The sequence below is a fragment of the Azospirillaceae bacterium genome (genome assembly GCA_028283825.1).
In the GTDB taxonomy this organism is placed as follows: Bacteria; Pseudomonadota; Alphaproteobacteria; order Azospirillales; family Azospirillaceae; genus Nitrospirillum.
Map to the genome: position 1 here is coordinate 1,191,181 of JAPWJW010000003.1, position 20,539 is coordinate 1,211,719.

Sequence of the window (20,539 nt, forward strand, 5' to 3'; positions counted from 1 at the left end):
TCCAAGGGAGACGTTCTTGGCCAAGATCATCGTCATGACATCGGGCAAGGGCGGCGTCGGCAAGACCACCTCATCCGCCGCCTTCGGCACCGGCCTGGCCTTGCGGGGTTTCAAGACCTGCATCATCGATTTCGACGTGGGCCTGCGCAACCTGGACCTGATCATGGGGTGCGAACGCCGCGTCGTGTTCGACTTCATCAACGTCATCAACGGCGAAGCCCGTCTGAACCAGGCGTTGATCAAGGACAAGCGGGTGGAGAACCTGTACATCCTCCCCACCTCGCAGACCCGCGACAAGGACGCCCTGACGCCGGAAGGCGTCGAGAAGATCCTGAACGAACTCAAGAAAGAGTTCGACTACATCATCTGCGACAGCCCGGCCGGCATCGAGCGCGGCGCCCTGATGGCGCTGTACTTCGCCGACCACGCCATCATCGTCACCAACCCGGAGGTCTCCTCCGTCCGCGACAGCGACCGCATCCTGGGTGTCATCCAGGCCAAGTCGCGCCGCGCCGAGAAGGGCGAGGACCCGGTGCAGGAGCACCTGCTGGTCACCCGCTATGATGCGGAGCGGGTGGAAAAGGGCGAGATGCTGAAGGTCGAGGACGTGCTGGACATCCTGGCCATCCCGCTGCTGGGCATCATCCCGGAAAGCCCCGCCGTGCTGCGCGCCAGCAACGTCGGCATGCCCGTGGTGCTGGACGACAAGTCCAACGCCGGCCAGGCCTACGCCGACGCCGTCGGCCGCTTCCTGGGCGAGAAGATCGAGCAGCGCTTCGTCAAGGTGGAGAAGAAGGGCTTCTTCGACCGGCTACTGCGGAGGACCGCATGAGCATTTTCAGCCTATTCCGCGCGCCCAAGAAGGCGTCCGGGGCCGACCAGGCCAAGGAACGCCTGCAAATCGTGCTGGCCCATGAGCGGGCCGGCCGCGACAGCCCGGACTTCCTGCCCCAGCTGCAGAAAGAGCTGCTGGACGTCATCAAGAAGTACGTCTCGATCGACGACGACAAGGTGGCGGTGAAGCTGGACCGGGCCAGCGGCTGTTCCATGCTGGAGGTCAACGTGGAACTGCCGGCGCCGGCCAAGGGCACGCCCCGATCCGGAGCGGCGCCGGCCAAGGTCGCGAGCGCTTAGTTCAGGCGTTCCCTCAGTCGCCGGGCGCCAGCATCCGCTGGCTTGGCGATCCTCGCTTCCCAGTCCGCCTACGGCTCCCCAGGAAGCTCCGGCGGACGCGGTCGCGTCCTATAGCGGCACGAGGCAAAAGCTCGTGCCGCTGGTTTTCAGTCCTTTAGGCAAGGGCCGGTCCTATCGGGGCCGGCCTTCGTCGTTTCAGGCGGCGTCCGCCTGCACCGCCTGCTGGCGCAGCTTGGCGGCCATCGCCGTGGCCTGGGCATCGTCGAAACCGTCCAGCGCCTCCAGCACCAGGTCGCGCAGGCCCGCGTGGCGGGCGGCGCGGCGCAGGGCCACCAGGCCGTCGCCGTCGACGCCGACATGGTCCATGACGGAGGCCAGCGCCGCCACCGTCTCGCGCGTCGGCGCCGCCGTCACCAGTTGCGCCAGATCCCCCCGTACCGTGGGCCGGCCCAGCCGCCCCAGGGCGATGACGGCGCCCGCCGCCACCGCCCGGTCCGGATCGGCGCGCAGCTTTTCCAACGTGTCGATCACCGGGAATTCCGCCTGCCGCACACAGCCGCAGGCCGCCGCCCGCGCGGCGGCGTCGCTGCTGCCCAGCAGGCGCAGCAGCACCTTGCGGTCCAGCGCCACCTCCAGCCGCACGGCGGCGGCCAGCGCCGCCGTCAGCACCGGGCCGGACAGGGCCTTGTCCGCCAGCACGCTCAACACCAGGGCGTTGGCCTGCGGCCCGCCGATGGCGGCCAGCGCGTCCAGCACCGCCACCGGTTCGCGGCCCGCGAGGCCATAGCCCGCCAGGCGCCGCAGCCGGGCCCCCAGCAGCGGCACCGCCGCCGCCAGCCGGCGTTGCCCCGCCTCCGCCATCAGCGCACACGCGGCGCGCAGGGGCGCATCCGGCAGCCGGGCCAGCAGGCCCGCATCATCCAGGTCGGCCGGTGCGGGTTCACGGGGACGCAAGGGGGTGGGAGCCAGCACGGCGGGCGCGGACACGGCGGGCGCGCCGAACAGATCCATCTGGTTTCGCGGTTCCACCACGGCCGTAGCCTTGGGGCCGCGCGATTTGGAAGTCCGTGCCATTCCGTCCCCGCCCGATCAAGAACAATATGGGAACAAATATAGGCAGGAACGAAAACGGCCGTCAATCCACCATCCGCAGCGGAATGAAGGAACCGCTCAAGCCTTGGGCCGCTTTTCCGCGAAGGTGTGTTCCGGCCCGGGGAAGCGGCGGGCGCGGACGTCGTCGGCATAGGCCTGGACGGCGCTGTCCACCTGGGCCGCCAGGTCGGCGTAGCGCTTGACGAACTTGGGCGTGAAGTCGGCGAATAGGCCCAGCATGTCGTCCGACACCAGCACCTGGCCGTCGCAGGCGGCACTGGCGCCGATGCCGATGGTGACCACGGGCACCAGCTCCGTCACCTGGCGGGCCAACGGTTCCACCACGCCCTCGATCACCAGGGAGAAGGCGCCGGCCTCGGCCACGGCGCGGGCATCGCCCAGGATCTTGGCCTGCTCCGCCTCGCCCCGCCCACGGGCGCGATAGCCGCCCAGGACGTTGACGGCCTGCGGCGTCAGACCGACATGGCCCATGACGGGAATGCCCCGGCGCACCAGGAAGTCGATGGTGGGGGCCATCTCCTCCCCCCCTTCCAGCTTCACGGCGGTGGCACCGGTTTCCGCCAGGATGCGGGCGGCGACGCGGAAGGCCTGTTCCGGGCTTTCCTGGTAGCTGCCGAAGGGCAGGTCCACCACCACGGCCGCGTGGGACGACCCGCGCACCACGGCCGCACCGTGGGCCACCATCATGTCGACGGTGACGCCCAGGGTGCTGGGCAGGCCGTACAGCACCATGCCCAGGCTGTCACCCACCAGCAGCACGTCGCAGTGCGGGTCGAGCAGCCGCGCCATGGGGGCGGTGTAGGCGGTCAGGCAGACGACCGGCGTGGCCCCCTTGCGGGCGGCGATATCCGGAACACTGAGGCGTTTGGCGGCGGTGGTCGCGCTCATCCCTGGGTTCATCCCTTTATCGAGGGGGAAGGCTAGGGCGCAGATCCCTACACCAATCCGGCGGTTTTATACCAGTGGCCTTTGATCGTGACCGGTCAAAGGCCCCCTCAATTGCCGGGCGCCGACATCCGTCGGCTTGGGGCTTCCTCGCTGCGCCCTGCGGTGCTCCCTCCGGCGGACGCGGTCGCGTCCTACAGCGGCACGAGTCGGGCTCTCGAGCCGCTGGCATTGCCAAGGGATGCCGATTGGAAAGGGCGGCCGATGCGCAACGCGCAACGGGCCCGCGCGCCGCTCGTCGTTCCCAATAAACTTCGGTATGTTAACATTTTTGCCCTTCGGATCATGTCCCTGCCGCCGGCACGGGACCTTCAAGGACGGTGCATGCAGTCGGCAGTGGAAGCGAGCAAGGGCAGATGGCGATCGCCGGCGGTGGACCACCCGCCCAGCGTGCCCGTTTCCGGCGGATTCTGGCGCAAGCTGCTGGCCTTCTCCGGCCCGGGATATCTGGTGGCCGTGGGTTACATGGACCCTGGCAACTGGGCGACGGACATCGCCGGCGGTTCCCGCTACGGCTACGCGCTGCTGTCGGTCGTGCTGCTGTCCAGCCTGATGGCCATGCTGTTGCAGGCGCTGTCGGTGCGCCTGGGCATCGCCAGCGGCCGCGACCTGGCGCAACTGTGCCGCGACCGCTACGGCCGCCGCACCGCCCTGGCGCTATGGGCGCTGTGCGAGGTCGCCATCGTCGCCTGCGACATCGCGGAGGTCATCGGCTCCGCCATCGCGCTGAAGCTGCTGTTCCATATACCGCTGATCGTGGGCGCGCTGATCACCGCCTTCGACAGCCTGCTGATCCTGGCCTTGCAGAACCGGGGCGTGCGCCGGCTGGAGGCGTTCATCCTGGGCCTGATCATCCTGATCGGCCTTTGCTTCCTGGCGGAGGTGGCGTTCAGCCGGCCGGGCGTGGTGGCGGTGTTGGCGGGTTTCATCCCCACCAGCGACCTGCTGACCGACCCGGGGCGCCTCTACGTGGCCGTGGGCATCCTGGGCGCCACGGTCATGCCCCACAACCTGTACCTCCATTCCTCGGTCGTGCGCACCCGCGCCTTCGTGCGCGATGAGGCGGGCCAGCGCGAGGCCATCCGCTTCGCCACGGTGGACAGCACCGTGGCCCTGTTCGTCGCCTTCTTCATCAACGCCGCCATCCTGATCCTGGCGGCGTCCGCCTTCCACGGCCAGGCGGTGGTGGAGGATATCGAGGAGGCCTACCGCCTGCTGGCGCCCATCCTGGGCGCGCCGCTGGCCAGCATCCTGTTCGCCATCGCCCTGCTGGCGGCGGGCCAGAACTCCACCGTCACCGCCACGCTGGCGGGCCAGGTGGTGATGGAGGGTTTCCTGAAATGGCGCCTGCGGCCGGTGTGGCGCCGGCTGATCACCCGCCTGCTGGCCCTGGTGCCCACCCTGGCGGTGCTGGCCATCGCCGGCGAGGGGGCGGCCAACAGCCTGCTGATCTTCACCCAGGTGGTGCTGAGCCTGCAGTTGCCCTTCGCCGTCGTGCCCCTGGTCGCCTTCTGCGGCGACCGCCGGGTGATGGGGCCGCTGGCTGCACCCCGCTGGCTGCTGGTCCCCGCCTGGGGCGTGGCCGGCATCATCCTGGTGCTGAACGGTGTGCTGATCGCGCAGAGTTTTTAGAGCGGAACGCGATCAGGTGGAATCACCTGATCGCGTTCCGCTCTATCATCAACAGGTTAAGAACAAGATGGGATCACTCATGATCCCATCTTGTTCTATCTAATACGCGGGGCATTTGAACGTGACCGCTCAAATGCCCCCGGCAACGTCACGCAAGCGTAACGACCACCTTGCCCTTGGCACGGCCGGTTTCGATGTAAGCGAACGCTTCGTTGAGTTGCTCGAACGGATAGGTCCGATCTACGACGGGGCGGATCGTACCGTCTTCGATGAGTCTGGCTATCCGGGTGAGTTGCGCGCCGTCGGCATGCATAAAGAGAAAGCTGTAATCGACGCCGGCACGCTTCGCCTTGCGCCGAATGCCGGCGCTCAGCAGCCGCAGGACGAGGCGGAGCATCCGGTTCAGCCCCCGCGCCTTTGCGAAAGCCGGGTCGGGCGGCCCAGAGATCGAGATCAGCTTGCCGCCGGGCTTAAGCACCTTGAGCGACCTTTCCAGCGTCGTGGCGTCGAGGCTGTTCAGGACGATGTCGTAGCCCGACAGCAGCGACGAAAAATCCTGTGTCCGGTAGTCGATCACGACATCCGCGCCGAGCGAACGGACGAGATCGGCATTGGCGGCGCTCGCCGTGGTGGCGACGTGCGCGCCGAGATGTTTGGCGAGTTGGATCGCAATCGTGCCGACACCGCCCGAGCCGGCGTGGATCAGCACTTTCTGCCCGATCTTTACCCCGGCAACCTCAACCAGCACCTGCCAGGCGGTGAGCGCGACGAGTGGCACCGACGCCGCCTCGGCGGACGAAAGGTTCGCGGGCGCGAACGCCAGATCGGCGGCCTTGACCGCGACGCGTTCCGCGAATGCGCCGATTTGCCCGTCCCGTGGTCGCCCATAGACAGCGTCGCCTGGTTTGAACTGTCGGACGTTTGCGCCGACCTGGACGACGGTGCCGGCCAGATCGTGACCCAACACCAGCGGGAGCTTGTAGGGCAGGATCAGCTTGAACTCACCGTTGCGGAGCTTCGCGTCGAGCAAGTTGAGGCCGGCGGCCTTAATATCGACCAGCACGTCATCGGGGCCGATTACGGGTTCGGACCGACCACCCAGGCGCAGTATCTGCGTCTTGCCGTAGCGGTCGAGGACATAGGCCTTCATAATTTTCTTTCTTCGATTGGACTGTCCTCGCCGCGCGTCTGGAAACAGGCTCATGGCTGACGAACGATCAGCGCGAGCGAAATGGCCAGTCGAGGCTGTTGGAGCGGGCTGACATCGCCGGCCCGCCCCATGGCGTGATGTCAGCCCGCCAGCGTCGGATAGTCGGTGTAGCCCTTGGCGCCACCGCCATAGAGAGTGGTCGGATCGAGCGGGTTCAGCGCAACGCCGGTTTTCAGCCGCTCGACCAGATCCGGATTGGCGATGAACCGGCGCCCGAAGGCGAACAGATCGGCCTTACCCGCCGCCAATTGCCCTTGCGCGAGCGTCAGATCGAAGCCGTTATTGGCGATGAAGGTCCGGCTGAAGCGTTGGCGCAGCGCGGCATAGTCGAACGGCGCCACGTCGCGCGGTCCGCCGGTCGCACCTTCGACGACATGGATATAGGCGATGCCGAGGGCGTCGAGCTTTTCGACGACATGATTGAACAGCGGCTGTTCATCAGCCGAGATCACGGTGCCGCTGGCGGGCGAGACCGGCGAAAGGCGCACGCCGGTACGGTCCGCGCCAATCTGCCCGGCGACGGCCGACGCCACCTCGACCAGCAGGCGCGCCCGGTTTTCGATCGAGCCGCCATAGGCGTCGGTGCGCACGTTCGACGATTCGCGCAGGAATTGGTCGAGCAGATAGCCGTTCGCGCCATGTACCTCGACGCCGTCGAAGCCGGCCTCGATTGCATTGGCGGCCGCCTTGCGGAAATCCTCGACGATGCCGGCGATCTCATCCAGCGTCAGCGCGCGGGGCTCGGACACGTCGGCGAAGCCGTTGTTGACGAAGGTCTTGGTCTTCGCCCGGATCGCCGACGGCGCGACCGGGGCCTGTCCGTCTCGCAGATCGACATGGCTGATGCGGCCGACATGCCAGAGTTGGACGAAGATGCGCCCACCTTTGGCATGGACCGCGTCGGTCACCCTGCGCCAGCCGGCGATCTGCCCGGACGTGTAGAGGCCGGGCGTGTCCTGATACCCCTGCGCATCCTTGGAGATCTGCGTCGCCTCCGTGATGATGAGGCCGGCGCTGGCGCGCTGCGAATAATATTCCGCCGCGAATTCGCCCGGGACGAGACCCGCGCCCGCGCGGTTGCGGGTCAGCGGCGCCATGACGATGCGGTTGGAGAGCGTGATGCCGCCCAGTTCATAGGTGTCGAAAAGTGTCGTGTCGCTCATGAATCGATGTTCCTGTCTGTCGGATCAAAAGGACGGTGCTGACCGAGGTCAGTCCTTCGCCAGATAGCGTTGGGCAGGGTGGGACTGGCGGAATCCGGGGATCATCGCCTGACGCGCCGCCTCGAATGCCGCCCATTGCGCCTCGTCCTGAAGCGGTGGGATGGTCACGCCCTCACGCCGGTCGAAACCGACGAGCGCCGCATCAACGAGGTCAGTGACCTCCATGACGCCTTCCATAGCGTTCACGTCGATCCCGGCATGCCCCCAGATCTCGGTGCGTGTCGCGGCGGGCAGCACTGCCTGCACATAGACGCCAAGCGGCCCGAGCTGGAGGCTCAGCGCCTGCGACAAGTGCAGGACGAAGGCTTTGGTCGCGCCATAGACCGGCATGCCGAACTCCGGTGCCAGCCCGACCACTGAGCCGATATTAACGATCGCGCCTTCACCCGCCTTGGCCAAACGCGGCGCGATCGCGTTGGCCAGTCGCACGAGCGCTGTCGTGTTGAGCGTCACAAGGCGATCGATATCGTCCGTCGCCTGCTCGATGAAGCCGCCGCCGAGGCTGGCGCCCGCATTGTTGACCAGGATGCCGATCCGTTCGTCCTCGCGTAGCCGCGCCTCCACCGCCAGCCGCTGCCCGGCATCAGCAAGGTCGGCAGGAACGATTTCGACCGCAACGCCCGCTTCCTTGCGTAGCTGCGCGGCCAGAGCTTCAAGACGCGCGACGTTACGCGCGACCAGCAGAAGGTCATGCCCGCGCCGGGCGAAACGTTCCGCATAACCCGCGCCGATGCCTGTGGAGGCGCCGGTGACGAGAACACTTGGCTTTGACCCCATGGCATTGCCCTTTCGATGGATTCAACATATATTCATGACATCTATCATCAATAAAAACACATATGATGATCATCATGAAAATGTCAATGGCATCCGGAGCGGTTTGAGATGAAGGTCACCAAGGAGCAGATGGCTCGCAACCGCGCCCGCATCCTCGATGAGGCGGGGCGGTTGTTCCGGGAACGGGGCTTCGCAGCGGTAAGCGTCGCCGAGGTCATGAAGGCCGCAGGGCTGACGCACGGCGGCTTCTATGGCCATTTCAGGTCCAAGGATGATCTTATCGCGCAGGTCATCGCCAACGCCTCGGGCTATGGTGAGTCCAAGGTCGATGATCTTTGTGCCTTCATCGATCAGTATCTTTCGACCGCCCATCGCGACCGTGCCGATGCCGGCTGCCCAACCGCGGCCTTTGCGGGCCTCATGCGTGACCAAGCACCGGAGGCGCGCGCGGCGCTGGCGCGGAAGTTGGGTGGACAGATCGACAGGTTCGCCGCCGGCATGCCCGGCAACACGCCGGACGAGCGCCGCCGCGCCGCGATCGGAAGCTTTTCCGCGATGGTGGGCGCGCTGGTGCTGGCCCGCGCGATCGATGATCCGGCCCTGTCGGGCGAATTGCTTAATCAGACCCGCGCCTGGATAGCCGACGACACGCCACCCGACCGTCACACACCCGATCAGACGAGACGCGCGGCCTATTCTTGATCCCCTGAAGGGCCGGCGCGCCTACGGTGTCATGAGGCACTTGATGGCGCCGGTTCGCTGTTCACCAGGGCCGCCAGCGCCTGGGCCACCTCATCCACCGGATCGCGCCAGTCGCCCAGCCGGCTTTGCCGGAACAGCCGCGCCGTCGGGTACCAGGGGCTGTCGGCGCGGCCCAGCATCCAGCGCCAGTCGGGCGTGGCCGACACCAGGATCCAGACCGGCTTGCCCATGGCGCCGGCCAGGTGGGCGACGGAGGTGTCGACGGTGATGACCAGGTCCAGCTGGGCGATGGCCCCCGCCGTCTCCGCATAATCCCCCAGGCGGCCGGACAGGTTGCTGATGCCGCCCGGCGGCCCGTTGCGCACATAGTGCGCGTCACCGGCCCGTTTCCCCACCTGCAGGCTGTACCAGCGCACCCCCGGCACCCGCCACAGCGGCGCCAGCGTGTCGATGCCGCCCAGCGAGCGGAAATTGTCGCCCTTGTGTTCCGGGTTGCCGGCCCAGACGATGCCCACCCGGGGGCCCGGCGGCGCGTCCGCGAACAGGGCCGACCAGCCCGCCAGGGCGTCCGGCGGCGGCGCCAGATAGGGGATGGCGGCCGGCACGTTCTCCAGCGTCGTGCCCAGCAGGCCGGGCAGGCTGAGCAGGGCGGCATGGGCGTCCGCCGCCTCAAACCGGTCGTCGCCCACGATCATGCGGTCCAGGCCCTCCAGGCCGGCGAACAGCCGGGCCAGCGGCGGGGGCACGGTCATGACGATGCGGGCCGGGGCCCGGCCCGCCGGCCAGTGGCGCCGGTCGACATAGCGGCAGAACTGGATCAGGTCGCCCATGCCCTGCTCGGCATGCACCATCAGGGTGCGGCCGCCCAGATCCTCGCCCCGCCACGGCGGCGCCGGAAACACGTCCCAGGGCTTGGGCTTGTGCCCGGCATGCAGCCGCCAGTCGAAATGATGCCAGCCCGGTGTCAGGCGGCCGGCCAGCAGGTGGGCGATGCCCAGGTTGACATGGGCGTCCACCATGTCCGGCTTCAGCGCCAGCGCGTCCTGCGCCGCGGCCACCGCCGCCGGCAGATCGCCGGCGATGATGTGGACGGCGGCGCGCAGGTTGCGGGCGTCCGTGCTCTGGGGCTCCACCGCCAGCACCCGGTCGCAGGCTTCCAGCGCCTCCGCCAGCCGGGCCAAATCCTTCAGCGCCACCGCCAGGCACAGCCGCGCCGGCACGCAATCGGGCTTCAGCGCCAGGGCCGCGCGGCAGATGGTGACCGCCGCCGCGTGGCGCCGTTGCGCCTGCCGCACATTGGCGAGGCAGACATGGGCGTCCGCCGAATCCGGCCGCCGGTCGATGATGGCCTGGGCCAGATCGTCGGCCTCCTCCACCTCCCCCCGGTCGATCAAAGGCCCCATCAGCGCCGTGTAGACATCGACCATGTCGGGGTCCAGCGCCAGCGCGCGGCGGCCCGCGTCCAGCGCCGCGTCCTCCTCCCCCACCGCGCGGAGCGCCATGGCCAGGTTGGCCTCCGCCACCGCCAGGGTGGGATCCAGCGTCACCGCGTGGCGCAGCGCCGCCACGGCGTCGGCCGGCTGTCCATCCGCCTGGTGGGCCATGCCCAGGTTGCACCAATAGCCACCGTTGCCGGGGCTGAGGTCGATGGCCCGGCGATAGGCCGCCATGGCCTCCACCAGCCGCCCCAGGCCGCGCAGCGCGTTGCCCAGGTTGGCATGGGCGTCGGCATAGCCGGACGCCTGGTCCAGCGCCCGGCGGTAACAATCGGCGGCCTCGGCCCAGCGGCCGGCGGCGAAATGGGCGTTGCCCTCGCCGTTCAGCGCCGCCGCCCGTGCCAGCCGCGCCTCGGCCAGCCGGCGCAGACCTTCTTCCGCCGCCGGCAGCCCCGGCTGCAAGCCCAGCGCCCGGCGGAAGGTCGCCGCCGCGTCCTCCTCCTGGCCCAGGTCGGCCAGGACATTGCCCAGGTTCACGTACAGCACGGCATTGCCGGGGGCCAGCGCCAGGGCCTGGGCGTAGGTCGCGGCCGCCGGCGCCAGCTGGCCCAGGCGGCGCAGGGCCACGCCCAGATTGACCAGCGCCGGTATGGAATCCGCCTGCGCCGCCAGCGCCTGGCGCAGGGTCGCCACCGCCTCTTCCAGACGGCCTTGCTGGATCAGCGCCACGCCCAGGTCGGACAGGGCGACGGCATCCAGGGGGGCCGTTTCAGCCCCGGTCCCGCTTTCCCCCCCGTCCTGCTCCGTCACGCCCCGCCCCCAAAGATGGCACCGGCCCAAAACGGCCGAGGCGCCGATGGTGACCCATCGACGCCCCGTCTGAAAACACCTGATGTGCCATCCGGCCAATCACACCGCCCAGGCGCCAACCGAGCGCAGCGGGTAGGCCCCGACCGGGGCCGCCGCGGCGTTTCGGGAAGCGTCAGCGGACTGAAACGCGAGGACAGCCAAATGGCCGGATAGCCATGCCGGCGCCTGAGGAACAGCAATCAGTCAAACGCCTCGTCCCAGCTGCCGCCGGTGGCGGCCTTGCTGTACTCGGTGGCGCGGTTCTCGAAGAAGTTGGCGTGCTCCACGCCGTTCAGCATCACGTCCATCCACGGCAGCGGGTTCTTTTCCACGCGGTAGATGGGCTGCAGTTCCAGCTGCACCAGGCGGCGGTCGGCGATCCAGCGGATGTACTGCTTCACGTCCTCGGCCGTCAGGCCCTGCACGCCGCCCATCTCGAACGCCAGGTCGATGAAGGCGTCCTCATGCGCCACGATGGTGGAGCAGGCGACGTAGAGATCCTTCTGGAAATCCTCGTTCCAGATCTCCGGGTTTTCGGCGATGAAGGTGCGGAACAGGCGGATGGCCGACTGGGTGTGCAGCGTCTCGTCCCGCACCGACCAGGTCACGATCTGCCCCATGCCCTTCATCTTGTTGAAGCGCGGGAAGTTCATGAGGATGGCGAAGCTGGCGAACAGCTGCAGGCCTTCGGTGAAGGCGCCGAACACCGCCAGCGTCTTGGCGATGTTGGTCGGGTTGTCGACCGTGAATTCCTGCATGTAGTCGTACTTGTCCTTCATCTCCTTGTAGTGGAGGAAGGCGGAGTACTCCAGCTCCGGCATGCCGATCGTATCCAGCAGGTGGCTGTAGGCTGCGATGTGGATGGTCTCGATGTTGGAGAAGGCCGAGAGCATCATCTGCACCTCGGTCGGCTGGAACACCGCCGCGTACTTCTTCATGTAGCAGTTGTTCACCTCGACATCGGCCTGGGTGAAGAACCGGAAGATCTGGGTCAGCAGGTTGCGCTCGCCGTCCGACAGCTTCTGGCGCCAATCCTTCACGTCGTCGGCCAACGGCACCTCTTCCGGCATCCAGTGCAGGCGCTGCTGCGTCAGCCAGGCCTCATAGGCCCAGGGATAACGGAAGGGCTTGTAGACGGGATTGGGGGTCAGAAGCTGGCTGGCCACGGTCGAAAATCCGTTCTCTTCTCAAGACATCAAAAGGATCAAGACCGTTTCAGCGCCTCCAACGGCGCCATCATGGCCTTGAGGAATTCATCCCGGGTCACGCGGCCGTCATGGTCGGCGTCCCAGCTGTCGAACTTGCGCATCGACTGGGCGCGCAACTCAGCCCGCGTCACCCGGAAGTCGCTGTCGGTATCGGCCGACATCACCGGATCCAGTCCCACCTGCAGGCGCACGCGGGACCGCATCTGGTACTGCTGCTCCGCCGGCACCGGCTCCACCGAATCCGGCATCACCGGACGATCATGGGCGCCCAGCAGGGTGGTGGCCTCATGCGGCGGCGCCTGGAAAGGCTGGCCCAGGCGGTACTTTTCCAGTTCGGCCGAGGTGACGCTGCCGTCATGGTCCCGGTCGAACAGGTCGAAGCTGCGGTCGGTGTCGGCCAGCACCTCGTCCCGGGTCAGGACGCCGTCATGGTTGGCGTCCGTACCGTTGAACCACAGCATCATCGCCGTCTTGTACTGCAACTCGCTGTCGCCGGGCGGCCCCAGGATCTGGCCCGAGGGGCTGACCGGCACCAGCCGCAGGAAGGGATTCACGGGCGGGCCATGGCCGCAACCGGCAAGCCCAAGGGCCATGGACAACGCCAAGGCCGTGCCGGCCAGTCCCCTAACAACCCGCATGCTTTTCCCCGCCAGCCGTGGATGGACCAGAAGTCCGAGGCCCCAACCCCGGACCCTGATTTAAGGGGTCACTGGCAGGCCAGGCATTCCTCGTAATTAGTCACTTCCACGGCTGGCGCAACTGCGCCTTTCGCCTCGGCCTTTTTGGCCACGACGGCGCCGATGTCGGCCTCGGCCCGCTGGATGGACATGGAGCGGAGATAATAGAGGCTCTTCACGCCCTTCTTCCAGGCCTGGAAGTGGATCTGGTGCAGGTCGCGCTTATGCACATCGGCCGGCAGGAAGATGTTCAGGCTCTGCGACTGGCAGATGAAGGGCGTGCGGTCGGCCGCATGCTCGATCAGCCAGCGCTGGTCCAGTTCGAACGCGGTCTTGAACACGTCGCGCTCGATATCCGACAGGAAGTCCAGGTGCTGGACCGAACCGCCGTTCAGGGTGATGGACGACCAAGTGTCCTCATCATTGCGACCGTAAGTCGCCAGCACCTGCTCCAGGTACTTGTTACGCACCGAGAACGAGCCCGACAAAGTCTTGTGGTTGAAGGCGTTGGCCGCCGCCGGCTCGATGCCGGGCGAGGCGCCGCCGCAGATGATGGAGATGCTGGCCGTCGGCGCGATGGCGATCTTGTTGGAGAAACGCTCCTCCGAGCCATAGTCGGCGGCGTCCGGGCAGGCGCCGCGCTCACGCCCCAGCTTCAGCGAGGCCTCGTCGGCCTGGCGCTTGATGTGGGCGAACATGCGCTTGTTCCACACCTTGGCCATCACGCCTTCCAGCGGCAGGCCCTGGCTTTGCAGGAAGCTGTGGAAACCCATGACGCCCAGGCCCACCGAACGCTCACGTTCGGCGGAGTACTTGGCGCGCGCCATATCATCCGGCGCCTTTTCGATGAAGTCGCTCATGACGTTGTCGAGGAAACGCAGCGTGTCCTCGATGAAGGTCGGGTGGTCCTGCCACTCGGGGAAATATTCCAGGTTCAGCGACGACAGGCAGCAGACGGCCGTGCGGTCGCCACCCAGATGGTCCTTGCCCGTCGGCAGCGTGATCTCGCTGCACAGGTTGGACATCTTCACCGACAGGCCGGCCATCTTCTGGTGTTCCGGCAGGGCGCGGTTCACGTGATCGACGAACAGCAGGTAGGGCTCCCCCGTCTCGACGCGGGCGGTCAGGATGCGGATCCACAAGGACCGGGCGGAGATGCGGCGGATGACGGCGCCATCCTTGGGGCTGGTCAGCGCCCATTCCTCATCCTTCTCCACCGCGCGCATGAAGGCGTCGGGGATGACCACGCCGTGGTGCAGGTTCAAGGCCTTGCGGTTCGGATCGCCACCGGTGGGGCGGCGCATCTCGATGAATTCCTCGATCTCGGGATGGTAGACCGGCAGGTACGTGGCGGCGGAGCCACGGCGCAAGCTGCCCTGGCTGATGGCCAGCGTCAGGCTGTCCATGACGCGGATGAAGGGCACGACGCCGGAAGTCTTGCCGTTGCCGCCCACCTTCTCGCCGATGGAGCGCAGGTTGCCCCAATAGCTGCCGATGCCGCCGCCGCGCGAGGCCAGCCAGACGTTCTCGTTCCAGAGGTCGACGATGCCCTTCAGGCTATCGTTGCACTCATTCAGGAAGCAGCTGATGGGCAGCCCGCGCGAGGTGCCGCCGTTGGACAGCACCGGCGTCGCCGGCATGAACCACAGGCGCGAGATATAGTCGTACAGCCGCTGGGCATGGGCGGAATCGTCAGCGTAGTAGCTGGCCACGCGGGCGAACAGATCCTGGAAGCTTTCGCCGGGCATCAGGTAGCGGTCGGTCAAGGTGGCCTTGCCGAACGCCGTCAGCAGATCATCGCGAGAATGATCCACAACGACCGCCGGACGGTTAGCGACTTGAATCCGACCGAAAACGTCTCCGTCCCGCATGACTTATCCCCAGGCTGTGTATGAATTGCGCTGTGGATAACCGAGGGCCGGACACCACATCTTGCGGCAACGAGCGCTGATCCTACCAAATCATGACAACGCGCGGACGGAATTTTTTCGTCTCGGACGGCTATTTTCCCATTGACCCGAAAAGCCCAGGCAACCTGCGGCATGGATTGCGGTATGGTGGGGTCCGACCATGGTTAATGACGGCCCGACCTGTCCGAAAGGGGGCCGCCCGACAGCCTGGAGGCAGCCTGATGTTCATCGCGTGCTCTAACCTTATCGTCCCCAACCCCCCTACATGTTGTGCCGGTATCGCGGTGGGGGACATAGATGGTGATGGACGCTTCGACTTCGTGATCACCTGCGCCGACGCCCCCAACCGGGTGCTGAGTTGGGATGGCGGTGCCCTGGTGGAGCATCCGGCGGGTCCGCTGGCCGATGGCCGGGCCTGCGCCCGCGCCGCCCTGTTCGCCGACATGGACGGCGACGGGCGCGAGGAACTCTACATATTGAATGAGCCCGTCGCCGGAACAGTGCCCACGCCCGACCGGCTGTTCGCCTGCTTCGGCAACCGCTGGATCGACCTGGCCGCCCTGCCGGAGAATTTCCCCGCCGCCAACCGCGCCGCCGGCACCGCCCTGGCCTGTATCGACCGCCACGGCACCGGCCGCTACGGCATCGTCGTGGGCGGCGAGGGCGTGCCCCTGCAACTGTTCGAACTGGACCGGCGCGGCCGCCTGCATGAGGTGGCGGAGGAGGCCGGCCTGGACATCGAGGCCGACGCCCGCCTGTTGCTGGGATCCTGCCTGACCGGGTCCCTGCCCGACCTGTTCGTCGGCTGCGCCAACGGCCCCAACCTGCTGTTCCGCAATCTGGGCGGCGGCCAGTATGAGGAGGTGGCGGACGAGGTCGGGCTGGACGATCCCTTCACCAACGCGGGGGCGGCCACCATCCTGGACGCCGACGGCGACGGCCTGGTCGACCTGCTGCTGGGCAATGCGGAGGGCCCGCACCGCCTGTTCCAGCATCGCGCCGGCGGCGGCTTCGTCGATGTGGCGCCGCCGGAAATGGCGCAAGCCGGCGACGTGCGCGCCGTCATCGCCGCCGATTTCGACAAATGACGGTTATGAGGAACTGTTCTTCAACCTGCATGGCCAGCCCAACCGCCTGTTCGCCTGGCGCGAGGACCGCTGGGTGTCCATCGACGTGGGCGATGCCGCCGAACCGGACGGCCTGGGCACCGCCGCCGTGGTGGCCGACATCGACGGCGACGGCCAGTTGGAACTGCTGATCGGCCATGGCGGCGACACCGGCCAGCCGCTGTCGCTGTTCCTGGCGTCGCCCACCGGCAACAACTGGCTGCGCGTCCTGCCCCTGACCGCCGGCGGCGCGCCGGCGCGCGGCGCCACCGTCTGCCTGACCGCGGGCGGGCGCCGCCAGCTGCGCAGCATCACCAGCGGCTCCGGCGGCCCGTATCAGCGCGAACCGGTGGCCCATTTCGGGCTGGGCGAATTGACGGTGGTGGACCTGCTGGAGATCACCTGGCCCGACGGCGCCACCCTGAAGATGGAACAGCCCGACCTCTGCCGCCTGATGGTGGTGCACCACCCCAGCCAGGGGAATCAGGCATCCTGTTAGGCACACCCTCAAGCTAAATGCCGAAAGGCTTGCCTCATCCCACTTGATGACGGGGAGGAGACCAGCGCCTTGCCCCACGGGCGGCATTCATTTCAACGCACTTTAGTTGAATTATAACAAATTATTAGTCCAAAAACGAGATATTCTGGACCATAATCTCGCATCAACAGCAACCTCTTTGGGATTGGGCGGCTGCGATGGTCACAGCTGTATATGGCATTTTCGAAGGTGGTGGAGCAAAAGGCATTGCCCACATAGCCGGTGTTAAGGCCGCCGAAAGAAGCGATCTCGAATTCATCGGTGTGGCGGGCGCGTCCGCCGGCGCCCTTATTGCAGCCTTAATTGCCGTCGGTTACAAGGCCGATCAAATCTTCGACCCGGAATCGCCCAGCACCAATCTACTGAACCGGCACAGCATCAGTCCGCTCTCGCTATTGGGCGGGCCAGAGAAATGGGCCATGTTCGAGACGTCTCAACGCAAAGCTGCCACTGTAGCGAAATGGGCGATGCGGGGTGGAATGGCGGCAGCGTGGCTGAAAAGTCCCGGCACTGTGAAAGTCGCCAGGGAAATCGCATCGACAGGCGGTTTCTTCGATACCGAACCTGTACGTCACGCACTCAATGAGTTCCTGCACACAAAACTGCGCATGCATCACGCGAATGCCGGGCGGGACATCGTCGTTCCGGAGCGTGTTCGCTTTCGCGACATCGATCCCACGGTCGCTCCGGAATGCTGTTCACTGAAAGTGATCGTCACCGATGTCACAAATCGGCGGATGATCGTATTCGGGGACATGCGCCAGCACGGCGATGTCGAGGTAGCTGAAGCGGTGGCGGCCTCGATAGCAATCCCCGGGGTATTCAAGCCCGCCCGCATTCCATCGTATCGGCATGGACCTGACGCGCTGTATGCGGATGGTGGCCTGGTATCAAATCTGCCCATTTGGGTGTTCGCGGAGGAAAAGCTGAATTACGAAAGGTCGGCATTGCCATGCGGGAAAGTGCCCACCCTCGCCTTCTCGCTTCGCGACGATGAAGAAGATACGGTTGCGCCACTCAACCAAAACAGCTTCGCATATTGGGTTTCGACAATCCGCACGGCCGTCTTCGGCGGCCAGACCGTCGCCCGGCTCTTTGCCGCAGACCTGCAGCCAGTACAGATGGCGATCCGCCTGCGCGTGACGGAATTCGGCTTTTCGACCAAGCGAGCGCTGGAAGGCTACCAGGACGCCTACACCGACGCCGCCCGTAGCGTCGTCCGGAATGTGCGACTTTTTCCAGCCAATAGGACTGCCCTACTCAAAGCCTTTCATGACAACGCAATTGGATTGATACGAAATAACCCAAAACTCAATGGGATCAGTAAAATAAGAATTGCCCTTGTCAGACCTATTCCAGGAACAAATTCGTTCCGTGTTGAGGCTTCCTACAATATGGATCAGGACCCTGATGATCGGTTGATTTTCAGCCGGCTATCGGAGGGAGCGCCTGTAGCATTTCACGGCCGCGCACCTACCCTTCTCGATTTGCCCACCTTCTCCGCTAGTTCGATCCCACCGAATATGACAAAGTACGAATATGCCTTGGTAAGAGGTAATCTTGTAACCGCGATTTGCTTGCCCATATTTGCCGACGGCGTCGCGTGGGAAGATCCGGTGCCAGACAATCGACCGCCACCTCTTGGCGTCGTGTCCATTGACAGCGTCCAGCCTCTTGATCAACTCTTCGCCGAAGTCGATGCTATAAAGAAGCTCGCGACATATAGCCTGACTTTGGCGCCGGCGCTTGAACCGTAAGGAAATGTGAGGATGTCTGACTCCCTTCGTTTACTGGCTGCCGCTGCCCTTCGGGAAGGGCGGGATGGACCGTCCGCAGAATATACGGCCGGGCCCACCAGGATCATGACCAATTTTTCCTTCACCGTTGGGCCAGCCGATGCACAGCTGATCAGGGAAACGCGTGCTCGCACGCAGCGCGCCCTAGATCTTACCCATTATGACATCGAACGCTCGCCTAAGGGCTAAGGGCTGCCGGGGTCATTCCAAGGCGCCCTTTCGTATTGGTGCGCAAGAACAGGGGCGGCCCAAACTATCTCCCCGTTTTGCTTTGTTTACCAGGGCGCATGCCTATGGCATCGCCCGCCCCCCAGAGATTTGACACCGCTGAAGTGGTGATCAACCCGGGGTGAGCACCTGACGACGGGTGCGGCCCAGGGTCAGGCCATAGAAGCGGGCCAGCATGACGGCGTTGGCGCCCCAGCCGACGGCGTAGAGGCCGACGCTGACGGCGTAGCTGGCGGCGATCTCGATGGGGTCGGTCAGGCGGCTGAACACCAGGGTGATCAGCAGCGGCAGCACCGTCAGCAGACTGAGCGCCGTCAGGCGCACCGACATGCCCCGGGTGGCGATCCAGCCCTGGCGGAAGGACGCGATGCCGCCCGTCGCCACCGGCACCACCCCCACCATCAGCCGGCTGTAGACACCGGCCATGATCAGCAAGGGTGGCAGGGCGGCGACGGCGGCCAGGCCGTCCACCACGGATTCCGGCATCTCCATCCCTAAGGCCACCAAGGCGCTGTTGAGCGCCGCCAGCGACGGGAACAGCAGGGCCAGCACCGGCAGGGTGGTGACGGCCGCCGCCAGCGACCAGCCGAGATAGGCCAGTTCACGCCCCCCCAGGCTGGGGCTGAGGAAGGCGACGCCGTCGTCCGCCAGCAGCACCCAGCGCGCCCACCAGATCTGCATGCGGGCATAGAACCAGTAATGGAAGATCAGGGGCAGCAGGTAGAAGGGCAGGACATCGTCCTCCCACGCCTGTTCCTGCGCCGGGTCCACCGGCCGGGGGTGGGTCAGGGCGATGATGACGTAAAGCGTCAGCATGACCAGCGCTGGCATGCCGGCGAAACGCATGGTCCGCCCGGGATCGGACAGCACCTCGCGGAACGCGGCCACGGCTTCGTGCCAAATCATCGGCTTGCGCCGCACATCCTCCATGACCACTGTACCTCGACTCCGTCCCCGCGTGACCGCCCCACCGGCCCACACAAGGGCGACAATGCCGGATCGCGCACGCCGGTGCTAAGCGTTATGTTGCCGCGCCCCCAAAGCGCTAATCCCTGTTCCGCCGGAAACCGCATGCCCGCCACCCTGACCGTCCTGACGGAAACCTTCCCCATTCGCGGCACCTTCCGCATTTCCCGCGGCGCCAAGACCGAGGCCGTGGTGGTGGTGGCCGAGGTGCGGACGGACGACGGCCTGGTGGGGCGGGGCGAATGCGTGCCCTACGCCCGCTATGGCGAGACGGTGGCCGGCGTGGTGGCGGCGCTGAGGGCGCTGGGACCCGTCGTGGATCTGGACCGCACCAGCCTGCAAACCCGCCTGCCGCCGGGTGCCGCCCGCAACGCGCTGGATTGCGCGCTGTGGGATCTGGAGGCCAAGCGGACCGGCGTGCCCGCCTGGCGCCTGGCCGGCCTGGTGACACCGCCGGGGCCGGTGGACACCTGCTTCACCCTGTCGGTGGACACGGCCGAGAACATGGGCCGGGCCGCCCTTGCCGCCGCGCATTGCCCGCTGCTGAAACTGAAGCTGACCGGCGAGGGCGACCTGGAGCGGGTAGCGGCGGTGCGGGAGAACGCCCCCCGGGCCCGCCTGATCGTCGATGCCAACGAGGGCTGGACGCTGGATCAGCTGGACCGCTACGCCCCGACGCTGGCGGCCCTGGGCGTGGAATTGCTGGAACAGCCGCTGCCGGCCGGCCAGGACGCGGCACTGGCGGGCTATGCCTGCCCCATCCCGCTGGGCGCCGATGAATCGGTGCACGGGCTGGACAGCTTGGAAATGCTGGCCGGCCGCTACCAGGTGGCGAACATCAAGCTGGACAAGACCGGCGGCCTGACCGAGGCCCTGGCCCTGAAGGCCGCGTGCGCGGCGGCGGGCATGAAGGTCATGGTCGGCTGCATGGTGGCGACATCCCTGTCCATGGCGCCCGCCCACCTGCTGGCCCAGGGGGCCGCCTTCGTCGATCTGGACGGACCCCTGCTGCTGGACCGCGACCGGGCGCCTGGCCTGCGATACGAAGGCACCACGGCCTTCCCGCCCCCGCCCGCCTTATGGGGATGA

18 protein-coding genes are annotated in these 20,539 nt (G+C 66.5%); 8 read left to right on the plus strand and 10 right to left on the minus strand.

Going from position 1 to position 20,539, the window contains the following annotated elements:
• The first annotated feature begins 16 nt into the window (after positions 1–16).
• Both minD and minE read left to right on the plus strand, forming a co-directional pair.
• Positions 17–832 carry a septum site-determining protein MinD gene (gene minD / locus PW843_17355; protein MDE1148356.1) on the plus strand — a complete coding sequence of 272 codons (816 nt, stop codon included), beginning with the start codon at positions 17–19 and terminating at the stop codon, positions 830–832.
• Positions 829–1,134 (plus strand): cell division topological specificity factor MinE, encoded by a 306-nt coding sequence (gene minE, locus PW843_17360; protein MDE1148357.1) that lies wholly within the window; start codon positions 829–831, stop codon positions 1,132–1,134. The genes minD and minE overlap by 4 nt, the downstream gene beginning before the upstream one ends.
• Before the next feature lie 195 nt (positions 1,135–1,329).
• Here the strand turns inward: minE and PW843_17365 are convergent, their stop codons facing one another.
• A complete protein-coding gene (locus tag PW843_17365) occupies positions 1,330–2,145 on the minus strand; it encodes a hypothetical protein (protein ID MDE1148358.1) in 816 nt (271 codons plus the stop codon).
• 159 nt (positions 2,146–2,304) lie between these two features.
• Positions 2,305–3,135, minus strand: a complete 831-nt coding sequence (gene panB / locus PW843_17370; GenBank protein MDE1148359.1) for a 3-methyl-2-oxobutanoate hydroxymethyltransferase — start codon at positions 3,133–3,135, stop codon at positions 2,305–2,307.
• 381 nt (positions 3,136–3,516) lie between these two features.
• Here panB and PW843_17375 point away from each other — a divergent pair, with 381 nt between their 5' ends.
• On the plus strand, positions 3,517–4,824 hold the full coding sequence (locus tag PW843_17375) for an Nramp family divalent metal transporter (GenBank protein ID MDE1148360.1): 1,308 nt from the start codon (positions 3,517–3,519) through the stop codon (positions 4,822–4,824).
• Positions 4,825–4,972: 148 nt separating this feature from the next.
• On the opposite strand, the gene PW843_17380 is transcribed toward PW843_17375, so the two are convergent.
• From PW843_17380 to PW843_17390, 3 genes are all read right to left on the minus strand, one after another.
• Positions 4,973–5,974, minus strand: coding sequence for an NADP-dependent oxidoreductase (locus tag PW843_17380; GenBank protein MDE1148361.1), 1,002 nt, complete (start codon positions 5,972–5,974; stop codon positions 4,973–4,975).
• Positions 5,975–6,114: 140 nt separating this feature from the next.
• Entirely contained in the window at positions 6,115–7,197 is a 1,083-nt protein-coding gene (locus PW843_17385) for an alkene reductase (protein MDE1148362.1), read from the minus strand.
• Positions 7,198–7,245: 48 nt separating this feature from the next.
• Positions 7,246–8,034, minus strand: a complete 789-nt coding sequence (locus PW843_17390; protein MDE1148363.1) for an SDR family oxidoreductase — start codon at positions 8,032–8,034, stop codon at positions 7,246–7,248.
• A gap of 108 nt (positions 8,035–8,142) precedes the next feature.
• On the opposite strand from PW843_17390, the gene PW843_17395 reads away from it, so the two are divergent.
• Positions 8,143–8,736, plus strand: a complete 594-nt coding sequence (locus PW843_17395) for a TetR family transcriptional regulator (protein ID MDE1148364.1) — start codon at positions 8,143–8,145, stop codon at positions 8,734–8,736.
• A 29-nt stretch (positions 8,737–8,765) separates the two neighbouring features.
• On the opposite strand, the gene PW843_17400 is transcribed toward PW843_17395, so the two are convergent.
• From PW843_17400 to PW843_17415, 4 genes are all read right to left on the minus strand, one after another.
• A complete protein-coding gene (locus PW843_17400; GenBank protein MDE1148365.1) occupies positions 8,766–10,982 on the minus strand; it encodes a tetratricopeptide repeat protein in 2,217 nt (738 codons plus the stop codon).
• A gap of 239 nt (positions 10,983–11,221) precedes the next feature.
• Positions 11,222–12,187 (minus strand): ribonucleotide-diphosphate reductase subunit beta, encoded by a 966-nt coding sequence (locus PW843_17405; protein MDE1148366.1) that lies wholly within the window; start codon positions 12,185–12,187, stop codon positions 11,222–11,224.
• Between the two features lie 38 nt (positions 12,188–12,225).
• A complete protein-coding gene (locus PW843_17410) occupies positions 12,226–12,867 on the minus strand; it encodes a hypothetical protein (protein MDE1148367.1) in 642 nt (213 codons plus the stop codon).
• A gap of 68 nt (positions 12,868–12,935) precedes the next feature.
• Complete coding sequence (locus PW843_17415; protein ID MDE1148368.1) at positions 12,936–14,777, minus strand: ribonucleoside-diphosphate reductase subunit alpha; 1,842 nt, start codon at positions 14,775–14,777, stop codon at positions 12,936–12,938.
• A gap of 359 nt (positions 14,778–15,136) precedes the next feature.
• On the opposite strand from PW843_17415, the gene PW843_17420 reads away from it, so the two are divergent.
• The 3 genes from PW843_17420 (at position 15,137) to PW843_17430 (ending at position 18,217) form a co-directional block, all read left to right on the plus strand.
• On the plus strand, positions 15,137–15,904 hold the full coding sequence (locus PW843_17420; GenBank protein MDE1148369.1) for a VCBS repeat-containing protein: 768 nt from the start codon (positions 15,137–15,139) through the stop codon (positions 15,902–15,904).
• Positions 15,834–16,421 (plus strand): CRTAC1 family protein, encoded by a 588-nt coding sequence (locus tag PW843_17425; protein ID MDE1148370.1) that lies wholly within the window; start codon positions 15,834–15,836, stop codon positions 16,419–16,421. The genes PW843_17420 and PW843_17425 overlap by 71 nt, the downstream gene beginning before the upstream one ends.
• Positions 16,422–16,618: 197 nt before the next feature.
• The gene (locus PW843_17430; GenBank protein MDE1148371.1) at positions 16,619–18,217 is read left to right on the plus strand and encodes a patatin-like phospholipase family protein; all 1,599 of its coding nucleotides are present in this window, start codon (positions 16,619–16,621) and stop codon (positions 18,215–18,217) included.
• 378 nt (positions 18,218–18,595) lie between these two features.
• Here PW843_17430 and PW843_17435 read toward each other — a convergent pair whose 3' ends face one another.
• Positions 18,596–19,390, minus strand: coding sequence for a hypothetical protein (locus PW843_17435; protein ID MDE1148372.1), 795 nt, complete (start codon positions 19,388–19,390; stop codon positions 18,596–18,598).
• 165 nt (positions 19,391–19,555) lie between these two features.
• Between PW843_17435 and PW843_17440 the strand changes: the two genes are divergently transcribed.
• Complete coding sequence (locus PW843_17440; protein MDE1148373.1) at positions 19,556–20,539, plus strand: dipeptide epimerase; 984 nt, start codon at positions 19,556–19,558, stop codon at positions 20,537–20,539.